We start from the raw sequence: 24954 nt of genomic DNA on the forward strand, positions 1-24954 counted from the left end.
TCAGCCACCCGCCTGCGGCGCCGGCGGCATGTTCTGGATGTAGGTGTCGAACCAGGGTCCGCCGCCGAGGGTGCTGGCGAAGACCCGGTAGAACGGCTCCATCAGGCGCAGGCTGTTGTCGAGGTTGTCCTCGTTCTTGTTGAGCACCGCCAAGACGTTGTCGAGGTGGGTCAGCGCCGGCTTGAGGTCGGCGCGGCTCTGCTCGATCAGCGCGGTCAGCTCCTTCGACAGCCGGGTGGTGGAGACCAGCAGGTTGTGCACCGCGTCGCGTCGCGCGACCAGCGCCCGGAACAGGACGTCGGAGTCCTTCATCAGGCCGATGATGTCGTCGTCACGCTCGTTGAGGACGCCGGTGACGCGTTTGAGGTTGGTGAGCAGGCTGTTGATCTGCTCGTCGCGGGCCGCGATGTTCGAGGAGAGCCGGGACACGCCGTCGAGGGCCTGGCGGAACTCGTCGGGGGTGTTGCGGCTGAGGTCGGCCAGCGTGGTCAGCGACTTCGCGAGTCGGTCGGTGTCGATCTTCTCCGAGGTCTCCGCGAGCCCCGAGAACGCGTCGACGACGTCGTACGGCGAGCTGGTCCGCTCGACCGGGATCTCGGCGCCCTCGTCGAGCTGGCCCGAGCCGGCGGGCTCCAGCGCGAGGTACATCGCGCCGAGCAGCGTCTTGACCTTGATCGCGGCGTGGCTGTCGTCGCCGAACTCCGAGGCGGTGTCGACCCGGAAGGTGACCCGCACGTGGTCGCCCTCGAGCTCGACGCTCTCCACCTTGCCGACCCGGACACCGGCGATCCGGACCTCGTCGTTCGGCTCGAGGCCGCCGGCCTCGGAGAACGCGGCGTAGTAGGTGTCGCCGCCGCCGATCAGCGGGAGGTCCTGGGCCCGAAACGCGGCCAGCATCAGCAGCGCGAGGACGACGAGGCTCACCGCCCCGACGACCACGGGGTTGCGTTCGCGGAAGGGAGTGCTCATCCGAGATCACACCTGTCGGCGACCTTGGTGCCACCCACGGGGTAGTCCACGGGCACGGACTGCCCGCCCGGGAGGCGGATCCGGCCCTGGAAGTGGCACAGGTAGAAGTTGAACCAGGAGCCGTACGTCGCCGTCCGGCCGATCTTGTTGAGCTTGATGGGCAGCACCTGCAGCGCGCGGTCCAGCTCGGCCTTGCCGTTGTCGAGGTTGCGGGCGACCTCGCGCAGCTGGTGGATGTCGCTGACGAACGGCTCACGGATGCCGTCGACCAGTCCGGCGGTCTGCACGGAGAGCGCCGAGATCTGGTCGAGGGAGCCGAGGATGGCCTGGCGGTCGTCCTTGAGCCCGCCCACGAAGGTGCGGAACGTGGTGATCAGCCGGCTCAGCTGGACGTCGCGGTCTCCGATGTGGTCGAGCACCTCGTTGAGGTTGTCGATCAGGTCGCCGATCAGCTGGTCGCGGCTGGCCAGCGTCGAGGTCACCGACGCGGTGTGCGCAAGCAGCCCCTCGAGGGTGCCGCCCTCGCCCTGGAAGACCTGGACGATCTCGTAGGAGAGCTGGTTGAGGTCGGCCGGCGAGAGCGCTTGGAACAGCGGCTTGAAGCCGTTGAACAGGACGGTCAGGTCGAGGGCTGGCGAGGTCTGCGAGACCGGGATCGTCCCGCCGGCGGGCAGCGGGTCGGAGTCGCCGATCTCGTCGGTGAGCGCGATGTATCGCTGGCCGACGAGGTTGCGGTAGCGGATGGCCGCGTGCGTCGCCTGGGTGACGGAGGCCGAGTCGTCGACGTCGAAGGTGACGAGCGCGCGGGTGCGGTCGACGACCTCGACCTTGCTCACCGTCCCGACCTTGACCCCGGCGATGCGGATGTCGTCACCCTTCACCACGCCGGTCGCGTCGACGAACTCGGCGCGGTAGTCCTGCTTGCTGGAGAAGGTGAGGTTGCCGATCGTCGCCACCAGCACCGAGGTGGCCAGTGTCGTCACCACGATGAAGATCAGCAGCTTGGTGAGGTCGACGGCGGTGCGCTTGTCGAGTCTCTTCATCGCAGCGACACCTCCGCTCCGCGTGCCATCGGGCCGACGAGGAGCAGGCCGAGGTCGGGGACGTCCGCGGCCGGTACGCCGAGCGCCGGGCCCAGCAGCGAGCGCAGGAAGTCGCTCTCGGCTGCCGTGCCGACGCGGGTGCGGAAGTACTGGTTCGGGGCCACGCGCGAGGTGCCCTTCCCGGTCGGCTCGTCGACGCCGTCGTTGAAGTCGGGCTGGTGCCGCGACGGGTTGGACTGCGACCAGGGCGGGTTCGGCAGGTGCAGGCAGGCCGGGCCCCGGTCCTCGCCGAAGTGCGGCCGGTCGTTGACGTTGTACGGCCGCGGCTGGTTGGGCAGCGTCTCCAGCACGATGTGCAACATGAAGCCGCGGAACGCCTCGGCCTGGAGCTTGCCGGCGTTCACGATGCCCCGGGTCAGGCAGTTGTACTCGGGGGCGTACTTGGCGAAGACGCGCAGCTGCTTCTGGCCGATCTTGCTGAACCGGATGAGGTTCTCGCCGTTGTCGTCGAGGAACCCGCGCGCCGTGTCGGAGAACGAGGCCACGTCGTCGAACAGCGCGTGCAGCTTGACCTCCCGGTCCTCGAGCGTGCCGGTGGTCTTCACGGTGTCGTCGAGGATGTCGGCGATCTGCGGCAGCACGTCGGCGTAGGTCTGGGAGACCTCTCCGGTGAGCCGCAGGTCCTCGATCAGCTGCGGGATCTGGGGGTTGATCCGCTTGAGGTAGCTGTCGACGGTCTCGAGGTTCTGACCGAGCTGGTCGCCGCGGCCCTCCAGTGCGGTCGCGAGCGCGTTCAGGGTGACGTTGAGGTCGGCCGGCTGGACCGTGCGCAGGAGCGGGTAGAGGTCCGAGAGCACCTTCTCGACCTCGATCGAGACCTGGGTGCGGGTGATCGTGGCACCCGCCTCGATGTGGTCGGGGGCCGGCTGGGGCGGGACCTCCAGCGCGACGTACTTCTCGCCGAAGAGCGTCTTGGGGACGATCGAGCCGGTCACGTTCGCCGGGATCGTGTCGAGCTGGCTCGGGTAGATGCCCAGGGTGATGTCGGCGCCGTCCGGCGTCGGCTCGAAGTCGAGGACCTCGCCGACGATGACGCCGCGGATCTTCACGTCGCCGCGGACGGGCAGCTGCATGCCGATCTTCGAGGTCTGCAGGGTGACCTCGTCATAGTCGGTGAACTTCTTGCTGAAGACGGCGTAGGTCAGGTAGACCCCGGCCAGCAGCAGGCAGAGGAACACCACGCCCAGCACCCTGTGCCCAGTGATCACTCGCACGCGATCACCCCGCCAGCCTGACGGTGGTCGACGCGCCCCAGATGGCCATCGACAGGAACAGGTCGATCACGTTGATCGCGACGATGCTCGTGCGCACGGCACGACCGACGGCGACGCCCACCCCGGCCGGTCCGCCGGAGGCGGTGTAGCCGTGGTAGCAGTGGATCAGGATCACCGTGACGGCGAAGACCAGGACCTTGCCGAAGGACCAGAGCACGTCGCCGGGTGGCAGGAACGAGTTGAAGTAGTGGTCGTAGGTGCCGGACGACTGACCGAAGAACTGGGTGACGGTGAGCCGGGTGGCGAAGTACGACGCGAGCAGGCCGACGACGTACAGCGGGATGATCGCGATCAGGCCGCCGACGATGCGGGTCGTGACGAGGAAGGGCAGCGAGGGGATCGCCATCACCTCGAGCGCGTCCACCTCCTCCGAGATGCGCATCGCGCCGAGCTGGGCCGTGAACCCGCACCCGACGGTGGCGGCCAGGGCGATGCCCGAGACCAGGGGCGCGATCTCGCGGGTGTTGAAGTAGGCCGAGACGAAGCCGGCGAACGCCGCGGTGCCGAGCTGGTCGAGGGCGGCGTAGCCCGACAGCCCGACCTGGGCGCCGGTGAAGAACGTCATCGCGAGGATGACGCCGACGGTGCCGCCGATGACCGCAAGGGCACCGCTGCCGAGGGTCACCTCCGCGAGGATGCGGAGGATCTCCTTCTTGTAGCGGCTGATCGCGCGCGGGGTCCACGCGAGGGCCTTGATGAAGAACGCGAGCTCTTCGCCGAGGCTGTCGAGGGTCTTGAGCGGCTTGACGTACACCGCGCGGATGCTGGCCATGGCGAGATCAACCGGTCTTCGGCGGGACGAGTTGGATGTAGATCGCACTCATCACGAAGTTGACGATGAACAGGAGGATGAAGGTGACGACGACGGACTCGTTGACGGCGTCGCCGACGCCCTTCGGGCCACCGGCGGCGTTCATGCCCTTGTAGCACGCGACGATCGCCGCGATCAGGCCGAAGACGAGGGCCTTCGCCATGCCCTGCCACAGGTCCGGCAGCTGGGAGAGGGCGGTGAAGCTGGCCAGGTAGGCGCCGGGGGTGCCGTCCTGCAGGATCACGTTGAAGACGTAGCCGCCGGCGACGCCGACGACGCTGACCAGGCCGTTGAGGAACACGGCGACCAGCATGGCGGCGAGGACCCGCGGCACCACGAGGCGCTGGATCGGGTCGATGCCCAGCACCATCATCGCGTCGAGCTCCTCGCGGATCTTGCGCGCGCCGAGGTCGGCCGCGATCGCCGACCCGCCCGCGCCGGCGATGAGGAGCGCCGTACCGATCGGCGCCGCCTGCTGGACGACCGCCAGCACCGAGGCGGAGCCGGTGAACGACTGGGCGCCGAACTGCTTGATCAGGCCGCCGACCTGGAGCGCGATGACCGCGCCGAAGGGGATCGCGACCAGCGCGGTCGGGATGATCGTCACCGAGGCGATGAACCAGGCCTGCTGGATGAACTCCCGCAGCTGGAACGGCCGCCTGAACAGCGCCCGCAACACGTCGAGGCCGAAGGCGAAGAACTTCCCGGCGGTCCCGACGGGGGCGAGCGCCCGGCTCGCGGTCAACGATGACATCGGCCGATCAGCCGCCCGTCGCCATGGACATGCTCTCCTCGAAGGAGCCCGGCGGCGGGGTCACACCGTGCTCCCGGCACCACGCGCCGGGCTGCCGCTGGCTGCGCCGGGGGATGCCGTTGGAGGGCTCGAGCTGGAGCGGGATCGGCGGGAGCGGCGGGAGCTCCTGGTCCTTCTCGGCCTCCAGCTCGTCGGCGTCCTTCTCCTCGGACATGCCGATCGGGCCGACCCGCTGCGCGTTGAGGAACTGGCGCACGACGGGCTCCTCGGAGGACAGCAGCATCTCGCGGGGACCGAACATCGCCAGGTGGCGGTGGTAGAGCAGCCCGATGTTGTCGGGCACCTTCCGGGCGGTGTTGATGTCGTGGGTGACGATCAGGAAGGTGGCGTCGATCTGCGCGTTCAGGTCGACGATCAGCTGGTTGAGGAACGAGGTGCGGACCGGGTCGAGGCCGGAGTCCGGCTCGTCGAACAGCACGATCTCGGGGTCGAGCACGAGCGCCCGGGCCAAGCCGGCGCGCTTGCGCATGCCGCCGGAGATCTCACCGGGGAGCTTGTCCTCGGCGCCGACGAGTCCGACCAGGTCCATCTTCTCCATGACGATGTCGCGGATCTCGGACTCGGACTTCTTGGTGTGCTCGCGCAGCGGGAACGCGACGTTGTCGTAGAGGGTCATCGAGCCGAACATGGCGCCGTCCTGGAACAGCACGCCGAACAGCTTGCGGATCTCGTAGAGCTCCTTCTCCGAGCAGGTGGCGATGTCGGTGCCCTCGATGACGATCGAGCCCTGGTCGGGCTTGAGCAGTCCGATGAGGGTCTTGAGGAACACCGACTTGCCGGTGCCGGAGGGGCCGAGCATCACGCAGATCTCGCCGGCGGGGACGGTCAGCGTGACGTCCCCCCAGATGAGCTGCTTGCCGAACGACTTGCTCAGGTGCTCGACCTGAATCTCAACGCCCATGACCGCCTTCGTCCCTCCATCGGCACCGTGCGCAGCTCCCCCGGGCCGTGCACGTCTGACACTCCCCGCTCCCACTGACCGGTAACAACGCCGGAGTAGCGGCGAGGTTACGCGTCGGTCCTCCTTCCCCGCGACCCCCCATCTACACCTCGGACGGGACGCTCGTCTGGACCGCGAAACGCACGAGGGGCGGCCCACCCGTCGGGTGGACCGCCCCTCGTGAGGGTGCGCTAGGCAGCGAGCTGCCGGGACGTCACTTGAGGGTGACGGTGGCCCCGGCGCCCTCGAGGGCCTCCTTGGCCTTCTCCGCCGCGTCCTTGGCGACCTTCTCGAGGATCGGCTTCGGGGCCGCCTCCACGAGCTCCTTGGCCTCCTTGAGGCCGAGGGAGGTCAGCGCGCGGACCTCCTTGATGACGTTGATCTTCTTGTCGCCGGCCGCCTCGAGGATGACGTCGAACTCATCCTGCTCGGCAGCGGCCTCGCCGCCGGCGGCGGCGCCGCCCGCGGCGGGCGCGGCGGCAACGGCGACCGGAGCGGCCGCGGTGACGCCGAAGGTCTCCTCGAACTGCTTCACGAACTCGCTGAGCTCGATCAGCGTCATCTCCTTGAACGCGTCGAGGAGCTCGTCAGTGCTGAGCTTCGCCATGGTGGCGTTTCCTTCCATTCGGTGGTCCGGGTCGCTCATCGGCGGCGGACCGGGTTTCAGGTGGTGGTGTACCGAGCGGATCCGGTGGGATCAGGCCTCGGTGGTGTCGCCCTCGTCGGAGGCGGTGGCCTCAGCGGCGGTCTCCTCGGCGGGAGCCTCCTCTGCGGCCGGCGCCTCGTCAGCGGGGGCCTCGGTCTCGTCCGCTGCCTCGGCAGCGGGCTCGGTCGGGGCCTCCTCGGCGGCGACGGGCGTGCCCGCACCACCTGCGAGGATCGAGGGGTCCTGCTCGGCCTTCGCCTGGAGCGCGCCCGCGAGACGGGCGGCCTGGGCGAGCGGGGCGTTGAGCAGGTAGACGGCCTGGCTGAGCGACGCGAGCATCGCGCCGGCCAGCTTGCCCAGGAGCACCTCGCGAGACTCGAGGTCCGCCAGCTTGGCGATCTCGGTCGCGTCGAGAGGCTTGCCGTCGAGGACGCCGCCCTTGATGACAAGGGTCGGGTTCGCCTTGGCAAAGTCACGCAGACCCTTGGCCGCCTCGACCACGTCGCCGTTGATGAAGGCGATGGCGGTCGGGCCGGTCAGCAGGTCGTCGAAGGCCGTGATGCCCGCCTCGGTGGCGGCGATCTTGGCCAGCGTGTTCTTGACCACGGCGTAGTTGGCGTTCGCACCGAGGGAGCGCCGCAGTTCCTGCAGCTGCTTCACGGTGAGACCGCGGTACTCGGTCAGCACGGCACCGGCGGAGTCGTTGAAGGACTCAACGATCTCCGCGACGGCCGCCTGCTTGTCTGCCCGCGCCATGGGTCTCCTTCCGGTGGTCGACCACCGGGAGCGGGACCGGGAAAGACGAACGCCCCGAGCGCGGGCTCAGGGCGTGGATCCTCCGTGAGGAGGGGCTGCTCTTCACCTGCGCGGGCCGTCCGCATCTCAGCGGAACCTTCGGTCGCACCACGTGCGTGGCGAGACAACCGGCGGTCTTTGGTTTCGTGGAGAACAGTACGGCGGTTCTGGTGGCGGAGCCAAATCGGAGCAATCGTGACCGTGGCACTGAGGGTCACTCCACGACGTCACGCCTCGAGCAACAGGTGGCACAGAGCAACAGGTAGCACCATCGGTATGACGTCCTGCGACCAGACCCCGGCGGCATCCCGACAGGTGCGTCCTTCCGGTCCGTCACAACGACGTCGACCCGCCCGGAGCACCGGGCGGGTCGACGTACAGAACTGCGGTCAGATCAGGGCTGGGCGTTCTCGTCCTCGAGCGCGACGTTGCGCGTCCGGTTCGGGTCGACCTGGATGCCGGGGCCCATCGTCGTGGAGACGGTGATCTTCTTGATGTAGCGGCCCTTCGAGCTGGCCGGCTTCAGACGGAGCACCTCCTCCAGCGCCGCGGCGTAGTTCTCCGCGAGCTGGACCTCGCCGAACGAGGCCTTGCCGATGATGAAGTGCAGGTTCGCGTGCCGGTCGACGCGGAACTCGATCTTGCCGCCCTTGATGTCGGACACGGCCTTGGCCACGTCCGGCGTCACGGTGCCGGTCTTCGGGTTCGGCATCAGGCCGCGGGGGCCGAGCACGCGGCCGAGGCGGCCGACCTTGCCCATCATGTCCGGGGTCGCGACCACGGCGTCGAAGTCGAGCCAGCCGCCGGCGACCTTGTCGATCAGCTCGTCGCCACCGACGACGTCGGCGCCGGCCTCACGGGCGGCCTCGGCCTTGTCGGCGTTCGCGAACACGAGCACGCGGGCGGTCTTGCCGGTGCCGTGCGGGAGGTTGACGGTGCCGCGGACCATCTGGTCGGCCTTGCGGGGGTCGACACCGAGGCGCATCACGACGTCGACGGTCTCGTCGAACTTCTTCTTGCTGGCGGTCTTCGCGATCTTGATCGCGGCGAGCGGGGCGTAGAGCTCGTCCTTGTCGAACGACTCCGCCGCTGCGCGGTAGGTCTTGCTGCGCTGCATGAGCTTTCTCTTCTCTCTTCGAAAGATGTGGTGAGCGGGCCAGCGCGGCCCTGCCACGGATGTGTTGCGGGGTGACCAGCGTCAGTCGGTGGTGACGCCCATCGAGCGGGCGGTGCCCTCGACGATCTTCATGGCCGCCTCGATGTCGTTCGCGTTGAGGTCGGGCAGCTTGGTCTGGGCGATCTCGCGCACCTGGTCCTTGGTCAGCTTGCCGACCTTCTCCTTGTGCGGGACGCCGGAGCCCTTCTTCAGGCCCGCGGCCTTCTTGATCAGCTCGGCGGCCGGCGGGGTCTTCGTGATGAAGGTGAAGGACCGGTCCTCGTAGATCGTGATCTCGACCGGGATGACGTTGCCGCGCATGGACTCGGTCTGCGCGTTGTACGCCTTGCAGAACTCCATGATGTTCACGCCGTGCGGACCGAGAGCGGTACCGACCGGCGGAGCGGGGGTGGCGGCTCCGGCCTGCAGCTGCACCTTGACGAGTGCCGCGATCTTCTTCTTCGGAGGCATAGCTTCTCTTTCTGTCTCGTGGTCATGACGAGGAGTACGTCGTACGCCTCTGCCACCTGCTGTCGCCCGAGGGCAACCTGTCTATTGTGCGGCGCGGTTCGCCGTGAGGCGAAATCTCAGACGCGCTGGATCTGGCTGAAGCTGAGCTCGACGGGGGTCTCGCGGCCGAAGATCTCGACCAGGGCCTTGACCCGCTGCGCCTCGGCGTTGATCTCGGTGATCGTCGCGTGCAGGGTCGCGAACGGGCCGTCGACGACCATGACCGAGTCGGAGACGTCGAAGTCCGCGACCTCGACCGGCTTCTTCGCGGCGGCACCACCGGACGAGGCCGGGGCACCCGCGGCGACCGCCTCGGCCTCGGCGCGGGCGACGACCGCCGGGGCGAGCATGTTCTCGACCTCGGACATCGACAGCGGCACCGGCTGGTGGCTGTGCCCGACGAAGCCGGTGACCGACGGGGTGTGCCGCACGGCGGCCCAGGACTCGTCGGTGAGGTCCATGCGCACCAGGACGTAGCCCGGCAGGACGGTCCGGCGCACCATCTTGCGCTGGCCGTTCTTGATCTCGGCGACCTCCTCGGTGGGGACCACGATCTCGTGGATGTAGTCCTCCATGTTCAAGGAGATGATCCGGTTCTCGAGGTTCGACTTCACCCGGTTCTCCATGCCGGAGTAGGTGTGCACGACGAACCAGTCGCCCGGCTTGGCCCAGAGCTCGCGTCGGAACGCCTCGAGCGGGTCGTCGGGGTCGGCCTCGTTGGCCTCGTCGGCCTCGTCGAGCTCGGGCTCGGGCTCCTGGCCCTCGGCCGCCGACATCTCCAGGCTGCTCGCGCCGCCGTCGTCGGTGTCGTCGAGGCCCATGGCCGCGTCGGAGTCCTCGTCGGTGACCTCGGCATCCAGCCGCGGGTCGTCCTCGACCTCGGGGCCGTCGTTCGGCTCGCCGTACTGGTCCTCGAGGGTCGGGTCGACCTCGCCGGTCGTCTCCGGGGTCGTCTCCTCGGCGTTCGCCGAGTCGTGCTCCTGCTCAGACACGTGCTGCTCCATCACGTTCGGGTGCTGCTCTGGTCGTCCGGCGAAGGCCGGAGTCAGGTGTCGGACTTGCCGGCGAAGATCGCGAAGACGAGCTTGCCGAAGCCCAGGTCGAGGACCGAGACCAGGGCCATGAAGAAGACCACGAACACCATCACCACGATGAAGTACGTGACCAGCTGCTCCTGAGTCGGGTAGACGACCTTGCGCAGTTCGGCGACCACCTGCCGGTAGAACGTGGGGATGCTGGTGCGTTGGGTGCCCCCGCCGCGCGATCCACGGACTGCCTTGCTGTCCGGCACGTCCTCCACCTCTCCTCGTTCGACTTGTTCCGACCGTCCTTGCAGGGCACGAGGGACTTGAACCCCCAACCTTCGGTTTTGGAGACCGATGCTCTGCCAGTTGAGCTAGTGCCCTCCGAGCGGATCCTCGTGCTTCGCATCACCCTGCGCAGGGCATGGCGAAGCAGCGTGATGATCCACCGGTGTTCCAAGCATAGGGGGTCGACCACGGCACCGCCTAACCTGCGGCGGTCGCCGTCCCCCGGGTCGTCCTGACGACCCGTAGGCTAAGCAGGTGGGCGCGACGTGCCCAGGAGAGGAGCGCCTGTGGGTCCGGTGCGTCCGGTCTGCGCATGAACGTCACGAACGTCGATCTCAACCTGCTGGTCGCGCTGGATGCCCTCCTGACCGAGCGCAGCGTCACTCGAGCGGCTGAGCGGCTGTCGGTCGGGCAACCAGCGATGAGCGCCACACTCGGCCGACTCCGAAAGCTGTTCGGCGACCAGTTGTTCGTGCGCAAGGGTGGCGACATGGTGCCGACCGCTATGGGGCAGGCCCTGGTCGGACCGGTCACGGAGGCGATCCGGACCGTCCAGGCGGTGCTGGACGTGGTAGACGCCTTCGATCCGACGACGGATCGAAGGACCTTCACCATGATGGCCAGCGACTACGTGGGGCTCGTTCTGATCCGCCCCCTGGTGCGCAGGCTGAGTGTGGAGGCGCCGGAGGTGCGCCTCGTCGTGCAGCCGGTGACGCCCGACTACGAGGCGCTGATCCGCCAGGGGCGCGTGGACATCGCGATCCTGCCCAGCGAGATGCTCGATCCGTCGCCCGAGCTACGCCGGCAGTCGCTGTTCCAGGACCGTTACGTGTTCGCGGTCGACGCGGAGGACGCCAGCATCGGCGACCGGCTGACCATCGAGCAGCTGGCGTCGCACCGGCGCCTAGCCACCGGCGATCGCGAGCTGCCGGCGCTGGGCGACCGGCAGTTGGCCGGCTTCACTCTCGACCCCGCGGCCGAGTTGAGCACCCAGACGTCCCTCCTCGCCCCGTTCTTCGTGGCCGGCACAGGGCTCATCATCCTCACGCTCCAGAGGCTCGTGGACGAGCTCGGGTGGGCGGGGATCCGGGCGGCCGAACCACCGCTCCCCCTGCGGACGATCGACGAGTGCTTGTTCTGGAGCAGCCGCCGAGACTCCGACGTCGGCCACCGGTGGCTGCGCCAGGAGATCTCGACGACCGCCGAGCAGCTGTGACCGAGGTGCTGCGCCGGCGGGCGGACGCCGGCGCAGCGCCTCGGTCACAGCGGCGGGCGGAGACCTACCGGTAGGGGATGGCCGTGTACTTCATCTCCGTGAACTCGCGGAGACCCTCAGCAGCACCCTCCCGGCCGATGCCCGACTGCTTGATCCCGCCGAACGGCGCGGCCGGGTCGGACACCACGCCGCGGTTGACGCCGACCATCCCCGAGCGGAGCCGGCGAGAGACCGCCAGGCCCCGGTCGAGGTCGCGCGTGTAGAGATAGGAGATGAGTCCGAACTCGCTGTCGTTGGCGAGGGCCACCGCCTCGGCGTCCTCGCCGAACCTCACGATGGGCGCGACCGGGCCGAAGATCTCGTGCTTCAGGATCTCCGCGTCGGGCTTGACGTCCGTGAGGACGGTGGCGCGGTAGGAGTAGCCCGGCAGGCCGTCGTGGCCGCCACCGGTCGCGATGGACGCGCCCTCGCGCACCGCTCCGTCGACCAGCTCACCGACCTTGCGCTGGGTGTCGGCGTTGACCAGCGGCCCGAGCTCCACCCCTTCGTCCAGCCCGTTGCCGTGACGCACGGCGGCCATCCGGGCGGTGAACCGCTCCACGAACTCGTCCGCCACCCGGTCGGCCACGTAGATCCGGTTGGCCGCTGTGCACGCCGAGCCACCGTTGCGGAGCTTCGCGACCATGAGCCCCTCGACGGCCTCCTCCAGGTCCGCGTCGTCCAGGACGACGAACGGCGCGTTGCCGCCCAGCTCCATCGAGGCCCGGACGACGTTCCTCGAGGCCAGGGCCAGCAGCTTGCGGCCTACCTCGGTCGACCCGGTGAAGGACAGCGCCCGCACCCTGGGGTCCGCGAGCGCATGCTCGACCAGCTCTCCGGCACGGGTCGTGCAGACCACGTTCAGGACGCCCTCGGGCAGCCCCGCCTCGGCCAGCAACTCGGCCAGGGCCAGCGCGGTGAGGGGAGTCTCGGCGGCCGGCTTGAGCACGGCCGTGCAGCCGGCGGCCAGCGCGGGAGCGATCTTGCGCGTGGCCATCGCCGCCGGGTAGTTCCACGGCGTGACAAGCAGGGCCACCCCGATCGGCTCCTCGGTCACCATGATCCAGTTCTGTCCACTGGGCGAGCGACGCATGTCGCCGTGGGCCCGGACGGCCTCCTCGGAGAACCACCGGAAGAACTCCGCGGCGTACGCGATCTCGCTGCGCGCGTCCGGCAGCGCCTTGCCGTTCTCACGCACGATCGACCGCGCCAGCTCCTCGGACCGATCCGTCATCAGCTCCCACGCCCTCCGCAGGACGACGGACCGCTCCCGGGCCGGGGTCTCGGCCCAGGCCTCGTGAGTTCGAGACGCTGCGTCGACAGCGGCGGTCATGTCGTCCAACGAGCCGTCGGCGACGCTCGCGAGGACGTCGGTGGTCGCCGGGTCGATCACGGCGAACTCGCCGCGACCACCTCGCGACTCGCGCCAACCGCCGTCGATCCAGAGGCCGGTGGTCATGGTTGCTCCTTCGAGGTGCGTACGAGTGGCTAGAGGTTGCGCTTGAGGTCGGTGAGACTGTCGACGAAGCGGCCGTCGCGTCCCTCCAGGTCGTCGACGATGGCCTTCGCGAGGACGAGGTCCTGCTCCGGCGAGCCGATCGACTTGTAGAGCGTCGTGCCCGCGGCGCGAGGGCCGGGGTCCGCGATGAAGTCGCCGAGGAGCCGGACACGCGACCGGTCGAGGCCGCGGGTGGCCGCGTCCAACGCGTCACCGGACTCCTCCAGCACGTCGGGCGTGTCGATGACCAACACCTCCGCGCCGGCCAGGACCTCACCGGGCAGCTCGCGCTGGTCCGGCATCGTCGAGCCGATCGACAGCACCAGCGGGACGGCCGCCAGCTCGTCGGGGCGGACCACCACCGAGGAGGACCCGGTGCCGACGTAGACGACGTCGGCGTCGCGGGCCGCCGAGCCCGCGTCGGGCACGGGGACGACGGGGATGCCCAGCTCACTGCTCATCCGTTCGGCGAACCCGGCCCGGTTCGCCTCGCTCCGACTCGTGACGTGCGCCGCCTTGACGGGCAGGGCTCCGGCCAGGGCGCGGAGCCCGGCCTGTGCCTCCGCGCCGGAGCCGATGACGCCGACGGTGAGCGGGTGCTCGGTGTCGCCGAAGTACGCCGTCGCGGCGGCCACTGCGCTGCCGGCTGTGCGCAGGGTGGTGATCATGGAGGCGTCGACGATGCCGAGCGGTCGTCCGTCCTCGGTGGAGAAGAGGTGGATCGCGTAGCGCAGCACGCCGCCCGGCGAGTAATGGAACTCCTTGTAGCCGAAGACACCGAGTCGCGGCAGCGACGCGGCGAGGACCCGCATCCATCCGCCGGGCAGCGGGAGGTTGAGCCGCTTGACGGCCGAGCTGGGGTCTCGCCGCACGTCGGCCGCGGTCCGCGCCGAAGCCAGCGCGAGAGCCGTCGTGCCGTGCCGCAGCACCTCCTCGGCGCTGACCACCCTGACCCGGGTCGCGTCGTGTTCGATCATGCCTGGATCCGACCGCGGAAGAACTCGGTGTCCGGCTCGTCGGTGATGTCGAGACCGCTGGCGATCGCCGCCGCACGCAGGGTGCGCATCTGCCGGTCCAGGAGCCGCATGTGCGGCGGGCGCACCGGGCCGCCGTTGAAGCCCTGCAGCCAGCCCTGGTACTTCCACAGCATCCGGTGCACGAACACCGTGCCGCCGTTCGCCTCCTTCATCAGGGACCCGGTCGCCTGGCGGGCCGGGTGAAGCCGCCAGTAGATCTCCATCGCCTCGTCGTACCTCTCCGGGTCCTGCAGCAGGCCGAAGTACCGAGGCACCTCGGCGCCGAAGTACTCGTAGTTGGAGGTGCCCATCCACGGCATGCCGTAGGTCGTGGTCCACGTCGGCGAGTTCATCTCCAACGGGTCCGCGACGACCACGTCGTCCGCGAACCGGCGGAAGACGTCGGAGATGCCGGCCACGCCCGGTTCGGCCACCTCGTTCTTGATCGCCACGACATTGGGCACCTCGTCGACCAGCCGCCGCAGCCAGTCGACCGCGAAGCCGGAGGGGTGCAGTCGCTCGAAGTTCCAGAGGTTCATCGCGAACACGATCAGGCCGAGGTGACTGGCCTCGGCGAGCGCCCGCGTGTAGGCCACGACCTCGTCGCCGCTCTGCGGGTAGAACCCGAGCGGGTAGGATGGCATCACCAGGTCGACGCCGGCGCGGGCAGCGCGGCGGATCAGCTCCACGTTCGCTGCGACCGTGGGCTCTGCGGCCTGGAGGACCGTGGTCGCGTCCCCACTCTCGGCCACGCAGATGTCGATGAACCGCTCCAGCTCCTCCCGCGTGGTCCCGCACTCGGCGACGATGAGGAAGCCGCTGAAGCCGAGCTCGAGCTCGTGGTGGATGTCGTGGACGATGGCCGCCTCGTTGAGGCCGGACATGTCGGGCGTGAACGAGGGCATCACGCACCCGGTCACGCCGCGCAGGTTCTGCCTCGCCCAAGCGCGACCCTCGGCAGCGTTCTCGTAACTGGCCACGAGGGCCTCCTTGTCTGGGGGCGCGAGCGCGCCCGGGGGTCGGGTGTGGGTGGATCGGTCCGGCCGCCGCGGATCAGGCGATCGAGAGGCCTCCGTCGGGGCGTACGACGTGCCCCGTCAGGCCAGTGCTCTGGCTGGTCAGGAGGTAGAGGTAGTGCGGGACGAGCTCGTCCGGCGTGAGGATCGTGCGCAACGGGTTCAGCGCCCGGATCCCGGAGACGGAGTCGGCGACGTTGTCGTAGACCTGCTGCCGCTCCAGCGCTCCGCCGTCGCTGATCACCCGGCTCAGCGGCGTCACCACCCCGCCCGGAGCCACCGCGTTCACCCGAACCGCGGGCGCCAGCTGGGCCGCGAGTGACCGCACCACGCCCAGGGCCGCGTGCTTCGAGGCGGCGTAGGCGACGCCGGCGCCGTTGCCGGACACGACGTACGAAGCGTCGGAGAGGGTGAAGACCATGACGCCGCCCGCCTGCGTCACCGCCTCTGCGGCCGCGCAAGCGCCGACAACGTAGCCGACCACGTTGACGTCGAGGACCGTTCGGGTCAGGTCCCGCAGGCGCGCCGGGTCGGCATCTCGGACTCGGACACCGCCGTCGTGCACGCCGGCGTTCCCGATGAAGCCGTCGAGGTCGCCGAACTCGCGGAGGGCGAGCCGGACCGCCTCCACGTTGGCGTCCGGGTCGGTCACGTCGCCCACCACTCGATGCCGACTGCCGGCCAGCGCGTCGTCGTCGGCCGCGTCGAGCGGGACGCGGTCGAGCTCGACGACGTGGCACCCGACCGCCCGCAGGCCTGCGGACAGGGCGGCCCCGATGCCGGTGGCCGCTCCCGTCAGCAGCATGACCCGGCCAGCCAACTCGTGGCGGTCCGCAACCTCGGGCACCGCGTCCTCCTCTGATCTAAGCGAGCCCCTTGCTCGTAATGCGAACATCATGCTCGCAAAGGAAGCGCAGCCTGTCAAGCGTCCGGGGCCGCATCGACGGTGGCGATGACGAGCATCAGCGCCCGTGGATGGATCGCCGGCCACGTGCTTCCTAGGGTCGTGCTCGACGCCGACCGAGGAGACATGACATGGAACTTCCAGGCGGTGCGATCACGCACCTGCGACACGTCGGGATCGCTGCCCCCGACTTCGAGGACGCCGCGGAGTTCTATCGCTCGAAGTGGGGCCTGGTCCCCGTGGCGGAGGACAGCGGCATCGTCTTCCTCGGCTCGCCCGCGTCCCCAGAGAGCTACATTCTCCGGGTCCGCAAGGACGCAGCGAAGCGGCTCGACGTCGTCTCCTTCGGCTCCCGCTCCACGGAAGACGTCGACACCCTCGCCGAGGCACTCGCCACTCGCGGGATCCGGCTCGACCGCCACCCGGGCGCGCTCGACACACCCGGCGGCGGCTACGGCTTCCGCTTCTTCGACCCGGACGGGCGCCTGATCGAGGTCTCCAGCGACGTCGACGAGCGACCCGCCCGGGCCCTGGAGCCCGGCGAGTCGGTCCCGCAGAAGCTGAGTCACGTCGTGTTCAACAGCACCGACGTGGTGGCGACCAAGGCGTTCTACGAGGAGCTGCTCGGCCTGCGCCTCTCGGACTGGCTCGCCGATCAGATGTGCTTCCTGCGCAGCGGCGCCGACCACCACATCCTAGCGATCGCGCGCGGCCCCCACGTCTCGCTCAACCACATCTCCTTCGAGATGCGGGGGATCGATGAGTACATGCGCGGAACGGGTCGGCTGCTGCGCCACGGCCACGACATCGTCTGGGGTCCCGGGCGCCACGGGCCGGGCGACAACACCTTCTCCTACTTCTTCGACCCGTTCGGCAACATCATGGAGTACACCACCGAACTCGAGAAGATCCCCGACGAGGAGACCTGGGTGCCACGAATCTTCGAGATCAACGAGGAGAACTCCGACCAGTGGGGCACCGCCAACCCCATCACCGAGGTGATGATCCCGGCGCAGTTCAACGATCCCGACCGAGGGCTCTGGACGCCGTCGCCGGTCTGACGCTCAGCCGGTCGACTGCGTGTTCACACTGAGGCTAGGATAGCCCCACTGTGAACATACTCGGCCCGCAACCGGTCAGGAGAGGACGTCATCGATGAGTGAGACCAGCCCACCCCGCCGTGGCCAGCACGTGAAGTCGCTGTCCCGGAGCACGCTGGTCATGCGAGTCCTGGCGGACAAGCCGATGCGCCCCGCCGATCTCTCGCGCGAGCTCGACAAGCCCTGGGCGACGATCTATCGCGCCGTACGGGTGCTGACCGACGAGGGCATGCTCCAGCGTGACCCCGACACCGGCGAGTACTCCATCGGGCCGGCGATGTGGGCGATGGCCACCTCGTACATCCGCGATCATCCGGTGCTGGGCGTCGGTCTCGGCCATCTGGAGCAGGTGCTTCCGCACGTGCCCGGCCTGCTCAAGGTCACCGAGCGCAGCGGTCTCAACGCCGTCACGCTGTTCGCCGAGCAGAATCCGCAAGCAGCCGCGGTCACCCGGATCCGGGAGCAGTATCGGCTGCCGCTCCACTGCGCCTCGTTCGGGCTCGTGCTGCTGGCGCATGCCCCCGAGGCCTTCGTCGAGGACTACCTGTCGCGCCCGCTTCCGGCCATCAGTCCGCGCACGATCACCGACCCCTCGGCCCTGCGCCTGCGTCTCACCGAGGTCCGCGAGCAGGGCAGCGCCGCGTCGCGGGCCGAGCTCCAGGACGACAACGGATCGCTGTCGGTGCCGATCCGGCGCAAGGACGGCGGCGTGGTCGCGGCGCTCACCAGTGTGCTGCCGCTCTCGGTGTTCGACGACGCCGCCGGCCACGCCGACCAGCTGAAGATGCTGACGAGCACGGGGACGCGGATCTCGGAGGCGCTGGGCTGGCGCGGAGCCTACGGCTGAGCGGGAGCCCCCATCCGAGCGTCCGCGGGCAGGACCTCCGACGGGCCGACCACGAGGGCGCGAGCCTCGGTCAGCGTCACGCCGTCCTCCCACGCGCGCCGGAGCCGCACGCTCACCTGTGGGGCTCCGAAGGTGACTCCCCCGGTGAACCGCCCCGAGTCGGAGTAGAGCGCCACTGGGCGGGGTCCCCCCGGGGAGTCGCGCCAGACGACGTCCACCGCGTCGGCCGGGCCGCGACGTCCGACCATCTGGATCTTGACGCCGTGCTGGTCGGACCAGAAGTACGGTGCGCGCGTCTGGGCCTGGAGATCGTCAGGGTGCACGAGGTTGTGAGCCACCAGCTGGGCCTGCTGGAACGCGTGCGTCCAGTGCTCCACCCGTCTCGAGGTCCCGGTGCGCACGTCGTGCCAGTGCGCGACGTCTCCGATGGCGTAGACGCCCGGCACGTCTAGCACCCGCGAGAACTCGTCGGTCGAGACACCGTCGGAGACGGGGATCCCCGATCCGGCCAGCCACTCGGTGTTCGGGACGCAGCCGATGCCCACGGCCACTGCGCCCGCTGACAGGACCCGGCCGTCACCCAGCTCGACCTCGGTGAGCCCGGTCGGGCCGCGGCGGAGCGCGACGACGCCGGTCCCCGACACGACCTCGACGTCGTTCTCGGCGTGGAGCCGGGCCAGGATGCCTCCGACCTCGTCGCCGAGTACGCGGGAGAACGGCGCCGGAAGTGCTTCCACGATGGACGTCGGCACACCCAGTCCGGCAGCGGTCGACGCGATCTCGGCGCCGATGAAGCCGCCCCCGACCACGACCAGCCCGCCGCCGGAGTCCAGCGCTGCGCGGAGGGCGCTGACATCGGCCAGCTCACGCACCGTGTGCAGGGGCACGGTTCTCGGTGCCGACAGGGTGCGTGGCCGTACGCCGGTCGCGATCACCAGCGCGTCATAGGCGAGCGTCGTGCCGTCGGCCAGCGCGAGGGTGCGGTTGGCGACGTCGACGCCGCGGGCAGCTACCCCGAGCCGCAGCTCGATGCCGGCGTCCTGCAGCTCCTCGACCGAGACCAACGCGATGTCCTCGAGGTTCCACTCACCCGAGAGGAGCTGCTTGGAGAGTGGGGGCTTGTCGTACGGGGCCGCCTTCTCGGAGCCGACGACGACGACCTGGCCGGTCAGTCCCTGGGCACGGAGCCCTTGGGCAGCCCGGATACCCCCCACGGACGAGCCGACGACCACCACGCGGTCCGGCATCTCAGTGCTCATGGTCGCCGCTCACTCCTCGTCGGTCGGGCTGTCGGTGGCCGACGCCTCGTCGTTCGCGGGCGTCCGCGGTCCCCTCTGCAGGGCGTTGCCGGGATCGGCGGCGAAGGCGACGACCTGGGCCAGCTCCGACTCCGAGAGGAGCGTCAGCGCCTCGAGGACGGTCGCATCGACGACACCGGTCGTCTCGATCCGACCGGCGCTGATCTGGAGCCGGGCACCCCGCCCGTGGGGCACGACCATCAAGGTCACGGATGCGAACTCGTTGTGGACCCGCCACTTCTCCGAAGCACCGGGCTCGGCTTCACCTGGCGTGCTCATCAGAAGATCGAGCTGAGCTGGGAGTCGTTTGGGCGCTCGGTGTCCAGGCGCACGACCCGCTCACGGAGCAGCAGGCGGCCGTCGTGGCGCTCGATCCGGTCGACCCGCTCGGCCGAGGCCAGGACGGGTGACTCGGGGAGCCTGGCCCGCACCACCATGACGTTGGTCCGCACCCGCCAGGCCCGACCCGGGTCGAGCTCGTCGATGCGCAGGTTGGAGACGAAGTGACGCACGAACGCTGCCGGCCGCTCGGCCCAGGCGAAGTCCGAGTCGGCGCGCTGGAAGCGCATCGACAGGAAGCTCTTCGACTCGTTCGCGAACTCCAGCACCGCGTCGTAGTGGTCCTGGGTCGGCTCCTCCCGGGCCACCGGCACCGGCACCCGGTAGCTGAAGTCGTCATGGAGGAGGTCCAGCCACTCGGCCTGGCGGTGGGTGTCGAGGAGGTCGGCCTCGTCGACCAGGAACTGTTCGATCTCGCGATGCAGCTCGATGGAGACTCCGCTCATCGACCCGCCTCCATCTGCTCGAGGTACCGCTTGACGAGGTTGCGCTGATTGGCCTCGGTGAGGTCCTGACGCACGATGCGCCCTGGCCCGGTCCACGGCGGGGTCGAGCGCTCACCGACGTCCAGGCCGAGCTCGTAGTTGTACGGGGCGACGCCGGCGACCGAGTCGCCCAGCCCGGCGTCGATCCGACGGAAGTTCTCGAGGTCATCGGCCTCGAAGAAGGATGCGGCGCCGTGCTGGCGGGTGGAGTAGAGGTAGGACCTCCGCTTCCAGTCGGGGCTGGCGTCCTTGGGCACGAGCGTCCAGTAGGTCACGCGGTGCCGGTGCGGGTCGAGCGGCGTGATCTGACGTAGCTGGGTGAACGCCACCGCACCGTCGGCGTCCGTGCCGAAGTAGAGCGGGGCCGTCGTGATGAAGAGCAGGTTCGGGTACACCATCCCGTGGATCACGGTGGCCCGCTCGCGGAACCTCCGGTGCTGCTCGTCGGCATCGATCGTCGCGAGGAGTTCGTCCTCGTAGCCCGGGGCGACCGCGGGCACCCCCTCGTCGGCGAGGTACTGCGCACGCAGGGAGTGGCCGTGCGGGTCGTTGACGACAAACCCCTCCACGGTCCCGGCCTGGGTCCCCACGACCCCGAGATCGAACATCGTCTTGTGTGCGGTCTTGAGGTGGTAGCCGTCACCCGCGAAGTTCTCGACGTGGATCTTCCAGTTCCCGCGGACGTCGACCGTGTGGGCCCCGCCGTGCACCTCGAGACCCCCGGAGAAGAGCTCGAGGAGCCCCTGGAGGTACCACAGCATGTCGCCGAGGCTCTCCTCGAGACTGAGGCCGTCCTGCGCCCAGGTCGCGAAGACCAGTCCGCAGCGGACCGCCACCCGGGCCTGGCGCAGCCCGAGCCGGGACGGGTCGAACTCGGGGCCGTACAGCGAGCGGCGGCCGGGCACGCCCTTGAGGTCACCGTCCGCGCCGAAGACCCAGCCGTGGTAGCCACAACGGAACGCCGTCGTGTTGCCGTAGGCGAGCTTGCACACCTGGGTGCCGCGATGGGTGCACGAGTTGAGCATGACGTGGATCTCGCCGTCCTCGGTCCGCGACATGATGACCGGGTTCGCGCCCATGTTGCGGGTGACGTAGTCGCCGGCAGCCGGGATCTCGGACTCGTGCCCGATGAAGATCCAACCCTCGCCAAAGATCGTGGCGAGCTCACGCTCCAGTGCCCCCTGGTCCCGGTAGTAGGACCGCGGGATGTTGACCGACTGTTCCAAGGTCATGACGAGCTCCTCTTGCTGGGAGAATCAAGTGGGGCGCCGAAGGCGGCGGCGATCATTCCGTGGCGTGCAGGGCCCGGGCGGGACAGCTGAGGATGGCGGCGCGGGCGGCGGGTTCCTGGTCGGCCGGTACCTCGTCGCCGCCGACCAGCTGGACGTACCCGAGGTCGTCGAGCCGGAAGACCGCTGGCGCCTCGTCCGCGCAGTTGCCGTAGGCCTGGCACGCGGTGCGATCGATCTGGACCTGCACTGTCGTCACTGCTCCTCGAAACGTCGACGGGCCGATTGGGCTCGGACTCTAAGCATCCACCAGCCTCAACAGAAGACTGTTCGATGAATATTCGCGAGAGAGGAAATATCTTGGTCGTTCCCGGGGTGCGTTCTCCCGCACTCGCCATCGCGTGGCTCCCGGGTAGCAGGACCGTCCCTTGATGATCCTCGACCATTTCGGCCTATGGTTCCGCTATGTCGAATAGCAACGCGCGGAGTATTCCAACCGTGAGCTCCGCAGCCAACGCGCTGCGACTCCTCATGCTCCTCGAGCACCAGCAGTCACTGCGGGTTGTGGACGCCTCCCGGGCGCTGAACGTCGCCGGCTCGACGGCTCACCGGCTGCTGACCTGCCTCAAGGACGAGGGGTTCCTCCGCCAGCCTGCCGGATCCCGGGCCTACGTGGCGGGCCCCAACATCCTCAAGCTCGCCCGGCACTTCAGCGACCAGAACTCCTTGGAGCGGGTCGCTCACATCCACCTCGAGAGGCTGTGCAAGCAGGTCAACGAGGCGGTCAACCTGCAGGTCCTCGTGGGTCACGAGGTCCTCTGCCTCGACGCAGTGGTCGAGGATCGGCACGGCCTGCAGGTCCGCAGCATCCGGGGACAGCGCGTCTCGGCATCGGTGTCGGCGGCAGGCAAGGTCCTGCTCGCGGCTCTCAAGCCCACGGAACTGGAGGAGGCACTCAGCCAGGACCCCCGCCATCCGGACGCCGAGTGGAGCGCGACGCTCCATGCGGAGCTCGCCACCATCCGCGAGTTCGGCTACGCCACGAACATGGGCGAGCGGGAGCCCGGCGTGCACGCTGTCGCCGTTCCGATCAACGACCCCGCCGGAAAGTCGATCGCCGCACTCGCCGTCGCGGCGCCCTCGGTCCGCCTACCCCACGTGCGAGTCAGCGGGCTGATCACCCATCTGCGCGCGGCCGGCAGCGCCATCGCCCTGGACTACTACAGCTCCGACTGATCGAGGCAAGTTTCCTCAGAAAGGAATATTCCACCAGATCATTCCGCAGTGCTCAACTGGCTGGCTACTGTGCCCGGCACACCTAGAGCCAGGGCCGGCTGCCCCGGCGTCCCGCATGCGGAAGCCGGCCCTCATCAGCACGGAGGCGAGCCGCGCGTGACCACATCGTCGAAGATCCGCACCGACCTCACGGTCGACTCGGCGGCCGCGGGTGCGGACAGCCCGAGCCGCGACTCGAGCCGCGGCGAGCCTGCTGCTCACCTGCAGAAGTACGCCCTTCTCGTGGCCCTGGTCGCGCTCATCGCAGTGTTCTCCGTCCTGCGGACGGAGACCTTCTTCTCCCTCGCCAACCTCACCACCATCATGAGCATCCAGGCCACCGCGGCCCTGCTCGCCATGGGCGTCACCCTGGTGCTGATCATCGGGGAGTTCGACCTCTCCGTCGCCGCGGTGATGGGGTTGTCGGCGAGCCTGATCGCCTACCTGACCACCCAGCACGGCGTTTCGGTGCTGCTGGCGTGCCTCGTCGCGCTGGTGCTGGCCACCGTCGTCGGCCTGGTCAACGCCGCACTGGTCGTGGGCGCCGGTCTCAACTCGTTCATCGTCACCCTCGCGGTCGGGACCCTGGTCCAGGGACTGGCCATCGGCATCGCCGGCTCGATGACCATCGGCGGCCTCCCGACGTCGTTGACGTACCCCTTCCAGAGCCGGTTCCTTGGCGTCCAGGCTGCGTTCTTCTACATGCTCGTCGTGGCCCTCGTCCTCTACCTCGTGGTCGGCCGGATGCCGATCGGGCGGCGCATGTTCTTCACCGGCAATGCCCGGGCCGCCGCCGAGCTGGCCGGGGTGCGCACCGCCCGGGTGCGGGTCGGGGTGATGATGACCGCCGGACTGCTCGCCGGGGCGGCAGGCGTGATGTTCGTGGGGCAGACCGGCGCTGCCAGCCCGTCGATCGCCGATCCCTTCCTGCTGCCGGCCTACGCCGCAGGGTTCCTCGGGGCGACGGCCTTCACGCCCGGTCGCTTCAACGTCTGGGGGTCGGTGTGGGCCGTGTACCTGCTCGCGGTCGGTACCACCGGCTTCCAGTTCCTCGGCCTGGACAACTGGGTGATCAACGTCTTCAACGGCGGTGTCCTGGTCCTCGCCGTCGGCCTCAGCCGCTTCTTCGCCCGCAGGGCCCGGGTCTGAGCAAACCCACCTCCATCCGTCTCGGAACCGCGCCAACCGAAGGAAGAGAACATGCCCCACAAGCCCCTGCGGCTGCTCGCAGCCATCGCCGTCGCCGCCCCGCTCACCCTTGCTGGGTGCTCGGCCCCGGAGAGCAAGACCTCCGTGACCGAGCAGGACGCAACGTCCGAGATCGCGGTCGCGATGAACGAGCTCATCGAGCAGCACTCGGACGCCCCCGAGTTCACGCCCCCCGGTCCGACCTTCGACGCCTCGCAGCTGAAGGGCAAGACGATCGCCATCGTCGCCATCGACCTCCGGGTGCCGACCCTCGCCGACGTGGTCGCCAACGCCAAGGTCGCGGCCGGGCTGCTCGGCCTCAAGGTCACGGTCTTCGACGCGAAGAGCCAGGCGACCCTGATGCAGCAGGGCATGCAGCAGGCCATCGACAACCGGGCGGACGCGATCATCAGCGACGGCCTCGTCATGCAGGTGGTGGCCGACCAGATCAAGGAGGCGAAGGACAGGGGCATCCCCACCATCGACGTGGTCAACAGCCCGCCAGTCCCGGACGTGCCGGGTCAGGGCTCGGACCCGAACATCTTCGGCAACGTCTCGCCCGACGCCGCACTGGGTGGCCAGCTGATCGCTGCCGCCGCCATCGCCAGCACCGACGGCAAGGCCAAGGTGCAGGTGATGAACACCTCCGAGCTCACCGCGGCCCCGGCGATCGTTAAGTCGATCACCGAGACGATCGAGAACTGCGACGCCTGTGAGGTCGTCTCCACGACCGACACGGCGCTCAACGACTGGTCGACCCAGATCCCGGGACTGACCGCGACGCAGATCCGCAGCAACCCGGAGATCAACTTCATCCTCCCCATCTACGACGCCATGGGCATCTTCGCCACCACCGGTGTGCAGCAGGCGGCGGCGACCGGCAAGGCGTGGGTCGCCTCCCAGGACGGCAGCCCCGCGGCGCTGGCCCTGGTCAAGCAGGGGGACGTGTTCGTCGCCAACGTCGCCAAGAGCTCCTCGTGGGCCGCGTGGGCCGCGGTCGACCAGGCCATGCGCGGCATGCTCGAGATGGCGCCCGCGGACCCCGTGCTCCCCGTTCGGTACGTCGACTCGGCGGCCCTGGAGGGCGTCGACACCTCGACCTCGAAGTCGGTCGACGAGGCGCTCTTCGGCCCGGCCTACCAGGACGGCTACAAGGAGTTGTGGGGTCTTTCCTGA

The 24954-nt window shown here is 69.2% G+C and carries 27 protein-coding genes and 1 tRNA gene; 6 read left to right on the forward strand and 22 right to left on the reverse strand.

The features are described 5' to 3' along the window. The 13 genes from QMC84_RS05825 to QMC84_RS05885 form a co-directional block, all read right to left on the reverse strand. The gene (locus tag QMC84_RS05825) at window positions 1-969 is read right to left on the reverse strand and encodes an MCE family protein (RefSeq protein ID WP_300372745.1); all 969 of its coding nucleotides are present in this window, start codon (window positions 967-969) and stop codon (window positions 1-3) included. After that, a complete protein-coding gene (locus QMC84_RS05830; protein ID WP_300372748.1) occupies window positions 966-2012 on the reverse strand; it encodes an MCE family protein in 1047 nt (348 codons plus the stop codon). Before QMC84_RS05830 ends, QMC84_RS05825 begins: the two co-directional genes overlap by 4 nt. Next, window positions 2009-3286: an MCE family protein gene (locus QMC84_RS05835; RefSeq protein WP_300372750.1), complete on the reverse strand. Its 1278-nt coding sequence runs from the start codon at window positions 3284-3286 to the stop codon at window positions 2009-2011. The genes QMC84_RS05830 and QMC84_RS05835 overlap by 4 nt, the downstream gene beginning before the upstream one ends. A gap of 4 nt (window positions 3287-3290) precedes the next feature. Continuing rightward, the gene (locus QMC84_RS05840) at window positions 3291-4118 is read right to left on the reverse strand and encodes an ABC transporter permease (RefSeq protein WP_300372752.1); all 828 of its coding nucleotides are present in this window, start codon (window positions 4116-4118) and stop codon (window positions 3291-3293) included. A gap of 7 nt (window positions 4119-4125) precedes the next feature. Next, window positions 4126-4911, reverse strand: coding sequence for an ABC transporter permease (locus QMC84_RS05845; RefSeq protein ID WP_300372755.1), 786 nt, complete (start codon window positions 4909-4911; stop codon window positions 4126-4128). Window positions 4912-4918: 7 nt separating this feature from the next. Beyond that, entirely contained in the window at window positions 4919-5872 is a 954-nt protein-coding gene (locus QMC84_RS05850) for an ABC transporter ATP-binding protein (protein WP_300372757.1), read from the reverse strand. Window positions 5873-6125: 253 nt separating this feature from the next. Further along, window positions 6126-6518 carry a 50S ribosomal protein L7/L12 gene (gene rplL, locus QMC84_RS05855; protein WP_300372760.1) on the reverse strand — a complete coding sequence of 131 codons (393 nt, stop codon included), beginning with the start codon at window positions 6516-6518 and terminating at the stop codon, window positions 6126-6128. 90 nt (window positions 6519-6608) lie between these two features. Further along, the gene (gene rplJ, locus QMC84_RS05860; protein ID WP_300372762.1) at window positions 6609-7313 is read right to left on the reverse strand and encodes a 50S ribosomal protein L10; all 705 of its coding nucleotides are present in this window, start codon (window positions 7311-7313) and stop codon (window positions 6609-6611) included. A 433-nt stretch (window positions 7314-7746) separates the two neighbouring features. Further along, complete coding sequence (gene rplA, locus QMC84_RS05865; RefSeq protein WP_300372764.1) at window positions 7747-8469, reverse strand: 50S ribosomal protein L1; 723 nt, start codon at window positions 8467-8469, stop codon at window positions 7747-7749. Between the two features lie 81 nt (window positions 8470-8550). Further along, the gene (rplK, locus tag QMC84_RS05870; RefSeq protein WP_300372766.1) at window positions 8551-8979 is read right to left on the reverse strand and encodes a 50S ribosomal protein L11; all 429 of its coding nucleotides are present in this window, start codon (window positions 8977-8979) and stop codon (window positions 8551-8553) included. 116 nt (window positions 8980-9095) lie between these two features. Then, a complete protein-coding gene (gene nusG / locus QMC84_RS05875; RefSeq protein ID WP_300372768.1) occupies window positions 9096-10010 on the reverse strand; it encodes a transcription termination/antitermination protein NusG in 915 nt (304 codons plus the stop codon). Between the two features lie 53 nt (window positions 10011-10063). Continuing rightward, a complete protein-coding gene (secE, locus tag QMC84_RS05880) occupies window positions 10064-10309 on the reverse strand; it encodes a preprotein translocase subunit SecE (protein ID WP_300372770.1) in 246 nt (81 codons plus the stop codon). A 42-nt stretch (window positions 10310-10351) separates the two neighbouring features. Then, window positions 10352-10424, reverse strand: a tRNA-Trp gene (locus tag QMC84_RS05885). Between the two features lie 217 nt (window positions 10425-10641). Between QMC84_RS05885 and QMC84_RS05890 the strand changes: the two genes are divergently transcribed. Beyond that, window positions 10642-11544 (forward strand): LysR family transcriptional regulator, encoded by a 903-nt coding sequence (locus QMC84_RS05890; RefSeq protein ID WP_300372772.1) that lies wholly within the window; start codon window positions 10642-10644, stop codon window positions 11542-11544. Window positions 11545-11608: 64 nt separating this feature from the next. Here QMC84_RS05890 and QMC84_RS05895 read toward each other — a convergent pair whose 3' ends face one another. The 4 genes from QMC84_RS05895 to QMC84_RS05910 all read right to left on the reverse strand — a co-directional run bounded on the left by QMC84_RS05895 (window position 11609) and on the right by QMC84_RS05910 (window position 15960). Beyond that, window positions 11609-13042: an NAD-dependent succinate-semialdehyde dehydrogenase gene (locus QMC84_RS05895; RefSeq protein WP_300372774.1), complete on the reverse strand. Its 1434-nt coding sequence runs from the start codon at window positions 13040-13042 to the stop codon at window positions 11609-11611. A gap of 29 nt (window positions 13043-13071) precedes the next feature. Further along, window positions 13072-14058, reverse strand: coding sequence for an ornithine cyclodeaminase (locus tag QMC84_RS05900; RefSeq protein ID WP_300372776.1), 987 nt, complete (start codon window positions 14056-14058; stop codon window positions 13072-13074). Next, window positions 14055-15077 (reverse strand): dihydrodipicolinate synthase family protein, encoded by a 1023-nt coding sequence (locus QMC84_RS05905; RefSeq protein WP_300372778.1) that lies wholly within the window; start codon window positions 15075-15077, stop codon window positions 14055-14057. The genes QMC84_RS05900 and QMC84_RS05905 overlap by 4 nt, the downstream gene beginning before the upstream one ends. A 73-nt stretch (window positions 15078-15150) precedes the next feature. Continuing rightward, the gene (locus tag QMC84_RS05910) at window positions 15151-15960 is read right to left on the reverse strand and encodes an SDR family oxidoreductase (RefSeq protein ID WP_300372779.1); all 810 of its coding nucleotides are present in this window, start codon (window positions 15958-15960) and stop codon (window positions 15151-15153) included. A gap of 188 nt (window positions 15961-16148) precedes the next feature. Between QMC84_RS05910 and QMC84_RS05915 the strand changes: the two genes are divergently transcribed. Together QMC84_RS05915 and QMC84_RS05920 are read left to right on the forward strand one after the other, a co-directional pair. Then, on the forward strand, window positions 16149-17078 hold the full coding sequence (locus tag QMC84_RS05915) for a VOC family protein (protein ID WP_300372782.1): 930 nt from the start codon (window positions 16149-16151) through the stop codon (window positions 17076-17078). A gap of 94 nt (window positions 17079-17172) precedes the next feature. After that, entirely contained in the window at window positions 17173-17964 is a 792-nt protein-coding gene (locus tag QMC84_RS05920; protein WP_300372783.1) for an IclR family transcriptional regulator, read from the forward strand. Here QMC84_RS05920 and QMC84_RS05925 read toward each other — a convergent pair. The 5 genes from QMC84_RS05925 to QMC84_RS05945 are packed head-to-tail and all read right to left on the reverse strand — an operon-like array spanning window position 17955 to window position 21574. After that, window positions 17955-19223 carry an FAD/NAD(P)-binding oxidoreductase gene (locus QMC84_RS05925; RefSeq protein WP_300372785.1) on the reverse strand — a complete coding sequence of 423 codons (1269 nt, stop codon included), beginning with the start codon at window positions 19221-19223 and terminating at the stop codon, window positions 17955-17957. The genes QMC84_RS05920 and QMC84_RS05925 overlap by 10 nt on opposite strands. Window positions 19224-19232: 9 nt before the next feature. Further along, the gene (locus QMC84_RS05930) at window positions 19233-19541 is read right to left on the reverse strand and encodes a hypothetical protein (protein WP_300372788.1); all 309 of its coding nucleotides are present in this window, start codon (window positions 19539-19541) and stop codon (window positions 19233-19235) included. Beyond that, window positions 19541-20047 (reverse strand): aromatic-ring-hydroxylating dioxygenase subunit beta, encoded by a 507-nt coding sequence (locus QMC84_RS05935; protein ID WP_300372790.1) that lies wholly within the window; start codon window positions 20045-20047, stop codon window positions 19541-19543. Before QMC84_RS05935 ends, QMC84_RS05930 begins: the two co-directional genes overlap by 1 nt. Continuing rightward, entirely contained in the window at window positions 20044-21318 is a 1275-nt protein-coding gene (locus tag QMC84_RS05940; protein ID WP_300372793.1) for a Rieske 2Fe-2S domain-containing protein, read from the reverse strand. Before QMC84_RS05940 ends, QMC84_RS05935 begins: the two co-directional genes overlap by 4 nt. Window positions 21319-21370: 52 nt before the next feature. Further along, window positions 21371-21574 (reverse strand): ferredoxin, encoded by a 204-nt coding sequence (locus QMC84_RS05945; protein WP_300372796.1) that lies wholly within the window; start codon window positions 21572-21574, stop codon window positions 21371-21373. Between the two features lie 239 nt (window positions 21575-21813). On the opposite strand from QMC84_RS05945, the gene QMC84_RS05950 reads away from it, so the two are divergent. The 3 genes from QMC84_RS05950 (at window position 21814) to QMC84_RS05960 (ending at window position 24954) form a co-directional block, all read left to right on the forward strand. After that, entirely contained in the window at window positions 21814-22551 is a 738-nt protein-coding gene (locus tag QMC84_RS05950) for an IclR family transcriptional regulator (RefSeq protein ID WP_300372799.1), read from the forward strand. Window positions 22552-22707: 156 nt separating this feature from the next. Then, window positions 22708-23739 (forward strand): ABC transporter permease, encoded by a 1032-nt coding sequence (locus QMC84_RS05955; RefSeq protein WP_300372802.1) that lies wholly within the window; start codon window positions 22708-22710, stop codon window positions 23737-23739. A 51-nt stretch (window positions 23740-23790) separates the two neighbouring features. Continuing rightward, window positions 23791-24954 (forward strand): substrate-binding domain-containing protein, encoded by a 1164-nt coding sequence (locus QMC84_RS05960; RefSeq protein ID WP_300372805.1) that lies wholly within the window; start codon window positions 23791-23793, stop codon window positions 24952-24954.

Origin of the sequence: Nocardioides sp., from assembly GCF_030019515.1 — a bacterium.
Taxonomy (GTDB): Bacteria; Actinomycetota; Actinomycetes; order Propionibacteriales; family Nocardioidaceae; genus Nocardioides.

Bases quoted from the DNA above. Each gene is read 5' to 3' on its own strand.
- QMC84_RS05895 (WP_300372774.1), bottom strand. From the start codon at position 13,042: ATGACCACCGGCCTCTGGATCGACGGCGGTTGGCGCGAGTCGCGAGGT.
- rplK (WP_300372766.1), bottom strand. From the start codon at position 8,979: ATGCCTCCGAAGAAGAAGATCGCGGCACTCGTCAAGGTGCAGCTGCAG.
- QMC84_RS05825 (WP_300372745.1), bottom strand. From the start codon at position 969: ATGAGCACTCCCTTCCGCGAACGCAACCCCGTGGTCGTCGGGGCGGTG.
- QMC84_RS05890 (WP_300372772.1), top strand. From the start codon at position 10,642: ATGAACGTCACGAACGTCGATCTCAACCTGCTGGTCGCGCTGGATGCC.
- rplL (WP_300372760.1), bottom strand. From the start codon at position 6,518: ATGGCGAAGCTCAGCACTGACGAGCTCCTCGACGCGTTCAAGGAGATG.
- rplA (WP_300372764.1), bottom strand. From the start codon at position 8,469: ATGCAGCGCAGCAAGACCTACCGCGCAGCGGCGGAGTCGTTCGACAAG.
- QMC84_RS05925 (WP_300372785.1), bottom strand. From the start codon at position 19,223: ATGAGCACTGAGATGCCGGACCGCGTGGTGGTCGTCGGCTCGTCCGTG.
- rplJ (WP_300372762.1), bottom strand. From the start codon at position 7,313: ATGGCGCGGGCAGACAAGCAGGCGGCCGTCGCGGAGATCGTTGAGTCC.
- QMC84_RS05935 (WP_300372790.1), bottom strand. From the start codon at position 20,047: ATGAGCGGAGTCTCCATCGAGCTGCATCGCGAGATCGAACAGTTCCTG.
- QMC84_RS05830 (WP_300372748.1), bottom strand. From the start codon at position 2,012: ATGAAGAGACTCGACAAGCGCACCGCCGTCGACCTCACCAAGCTGCTG.
- QMC84_RS05940 (WP_300372793.1), bottom strand. From the start codon at position 21,318: ATGACCTTGGAACAGTCGGTCAACATCCCGCGGTCCTACTACCGGGAC.
- QMC84_RS05900 (WP_300372776.1), bottom strand. From the start codon at position 14,058: ATGATCGAACACGACGCGACCCGGGTCAGGGTGGTCAGCGCCGAGGAG.
- QMC84_RS05845 (WP_300372755.1), bottom strand. From the start codon at position 4,911: ATGTCATCGTTGACCGCGAGCCGGGCGCTCGCCCCCGTCGGGACCGCC.
- QMC84_RS05915 (WP_300372782.1), top strand. From the start codon at position 16,149: ATGGAACTTCCAGGCGGTGCGATCACGCACCTGCGACACGTCGGGATC.
- QMC84_RS05850 (WP_300372757.1), bottom strand. From the start codon at position 5,872: ATGGGCGTTGAGATTCAGGTCGAGCACCTGAGCAAGTCGTTCGGCAAG.
- QMC84_RS05840 (WP_300372752.1), bottom strand. From the start codon at position 4,118: ATGGCCAGCATCCGCGCGGTGTACGTCAAGCCGCTCAAGACCCTCGAC.
- QMC84_RS05960 (WP_300372805.1), top strand. From the start codon at position 23,791: ATGCCCCACAAGCCCCTGCGGCTGCTCGCAGCCATCGCCGTCGCCGCC.
- QMC84_RS05920 (WP_300372783.1), top strand. From the start codon at position 17,173: ATGAGTGAGACCAGCCCACCCCGCCGTGGCCAGCACGTGAAGTCGCTG.
- QMC84_RS05930 (WP_300372788.1), bottom strand. From the start codon at position 19,541: ATGAGCACGCCAGGTGAAGCCGAGCCCGGTGCTTCGGAGAAGTGGCGG.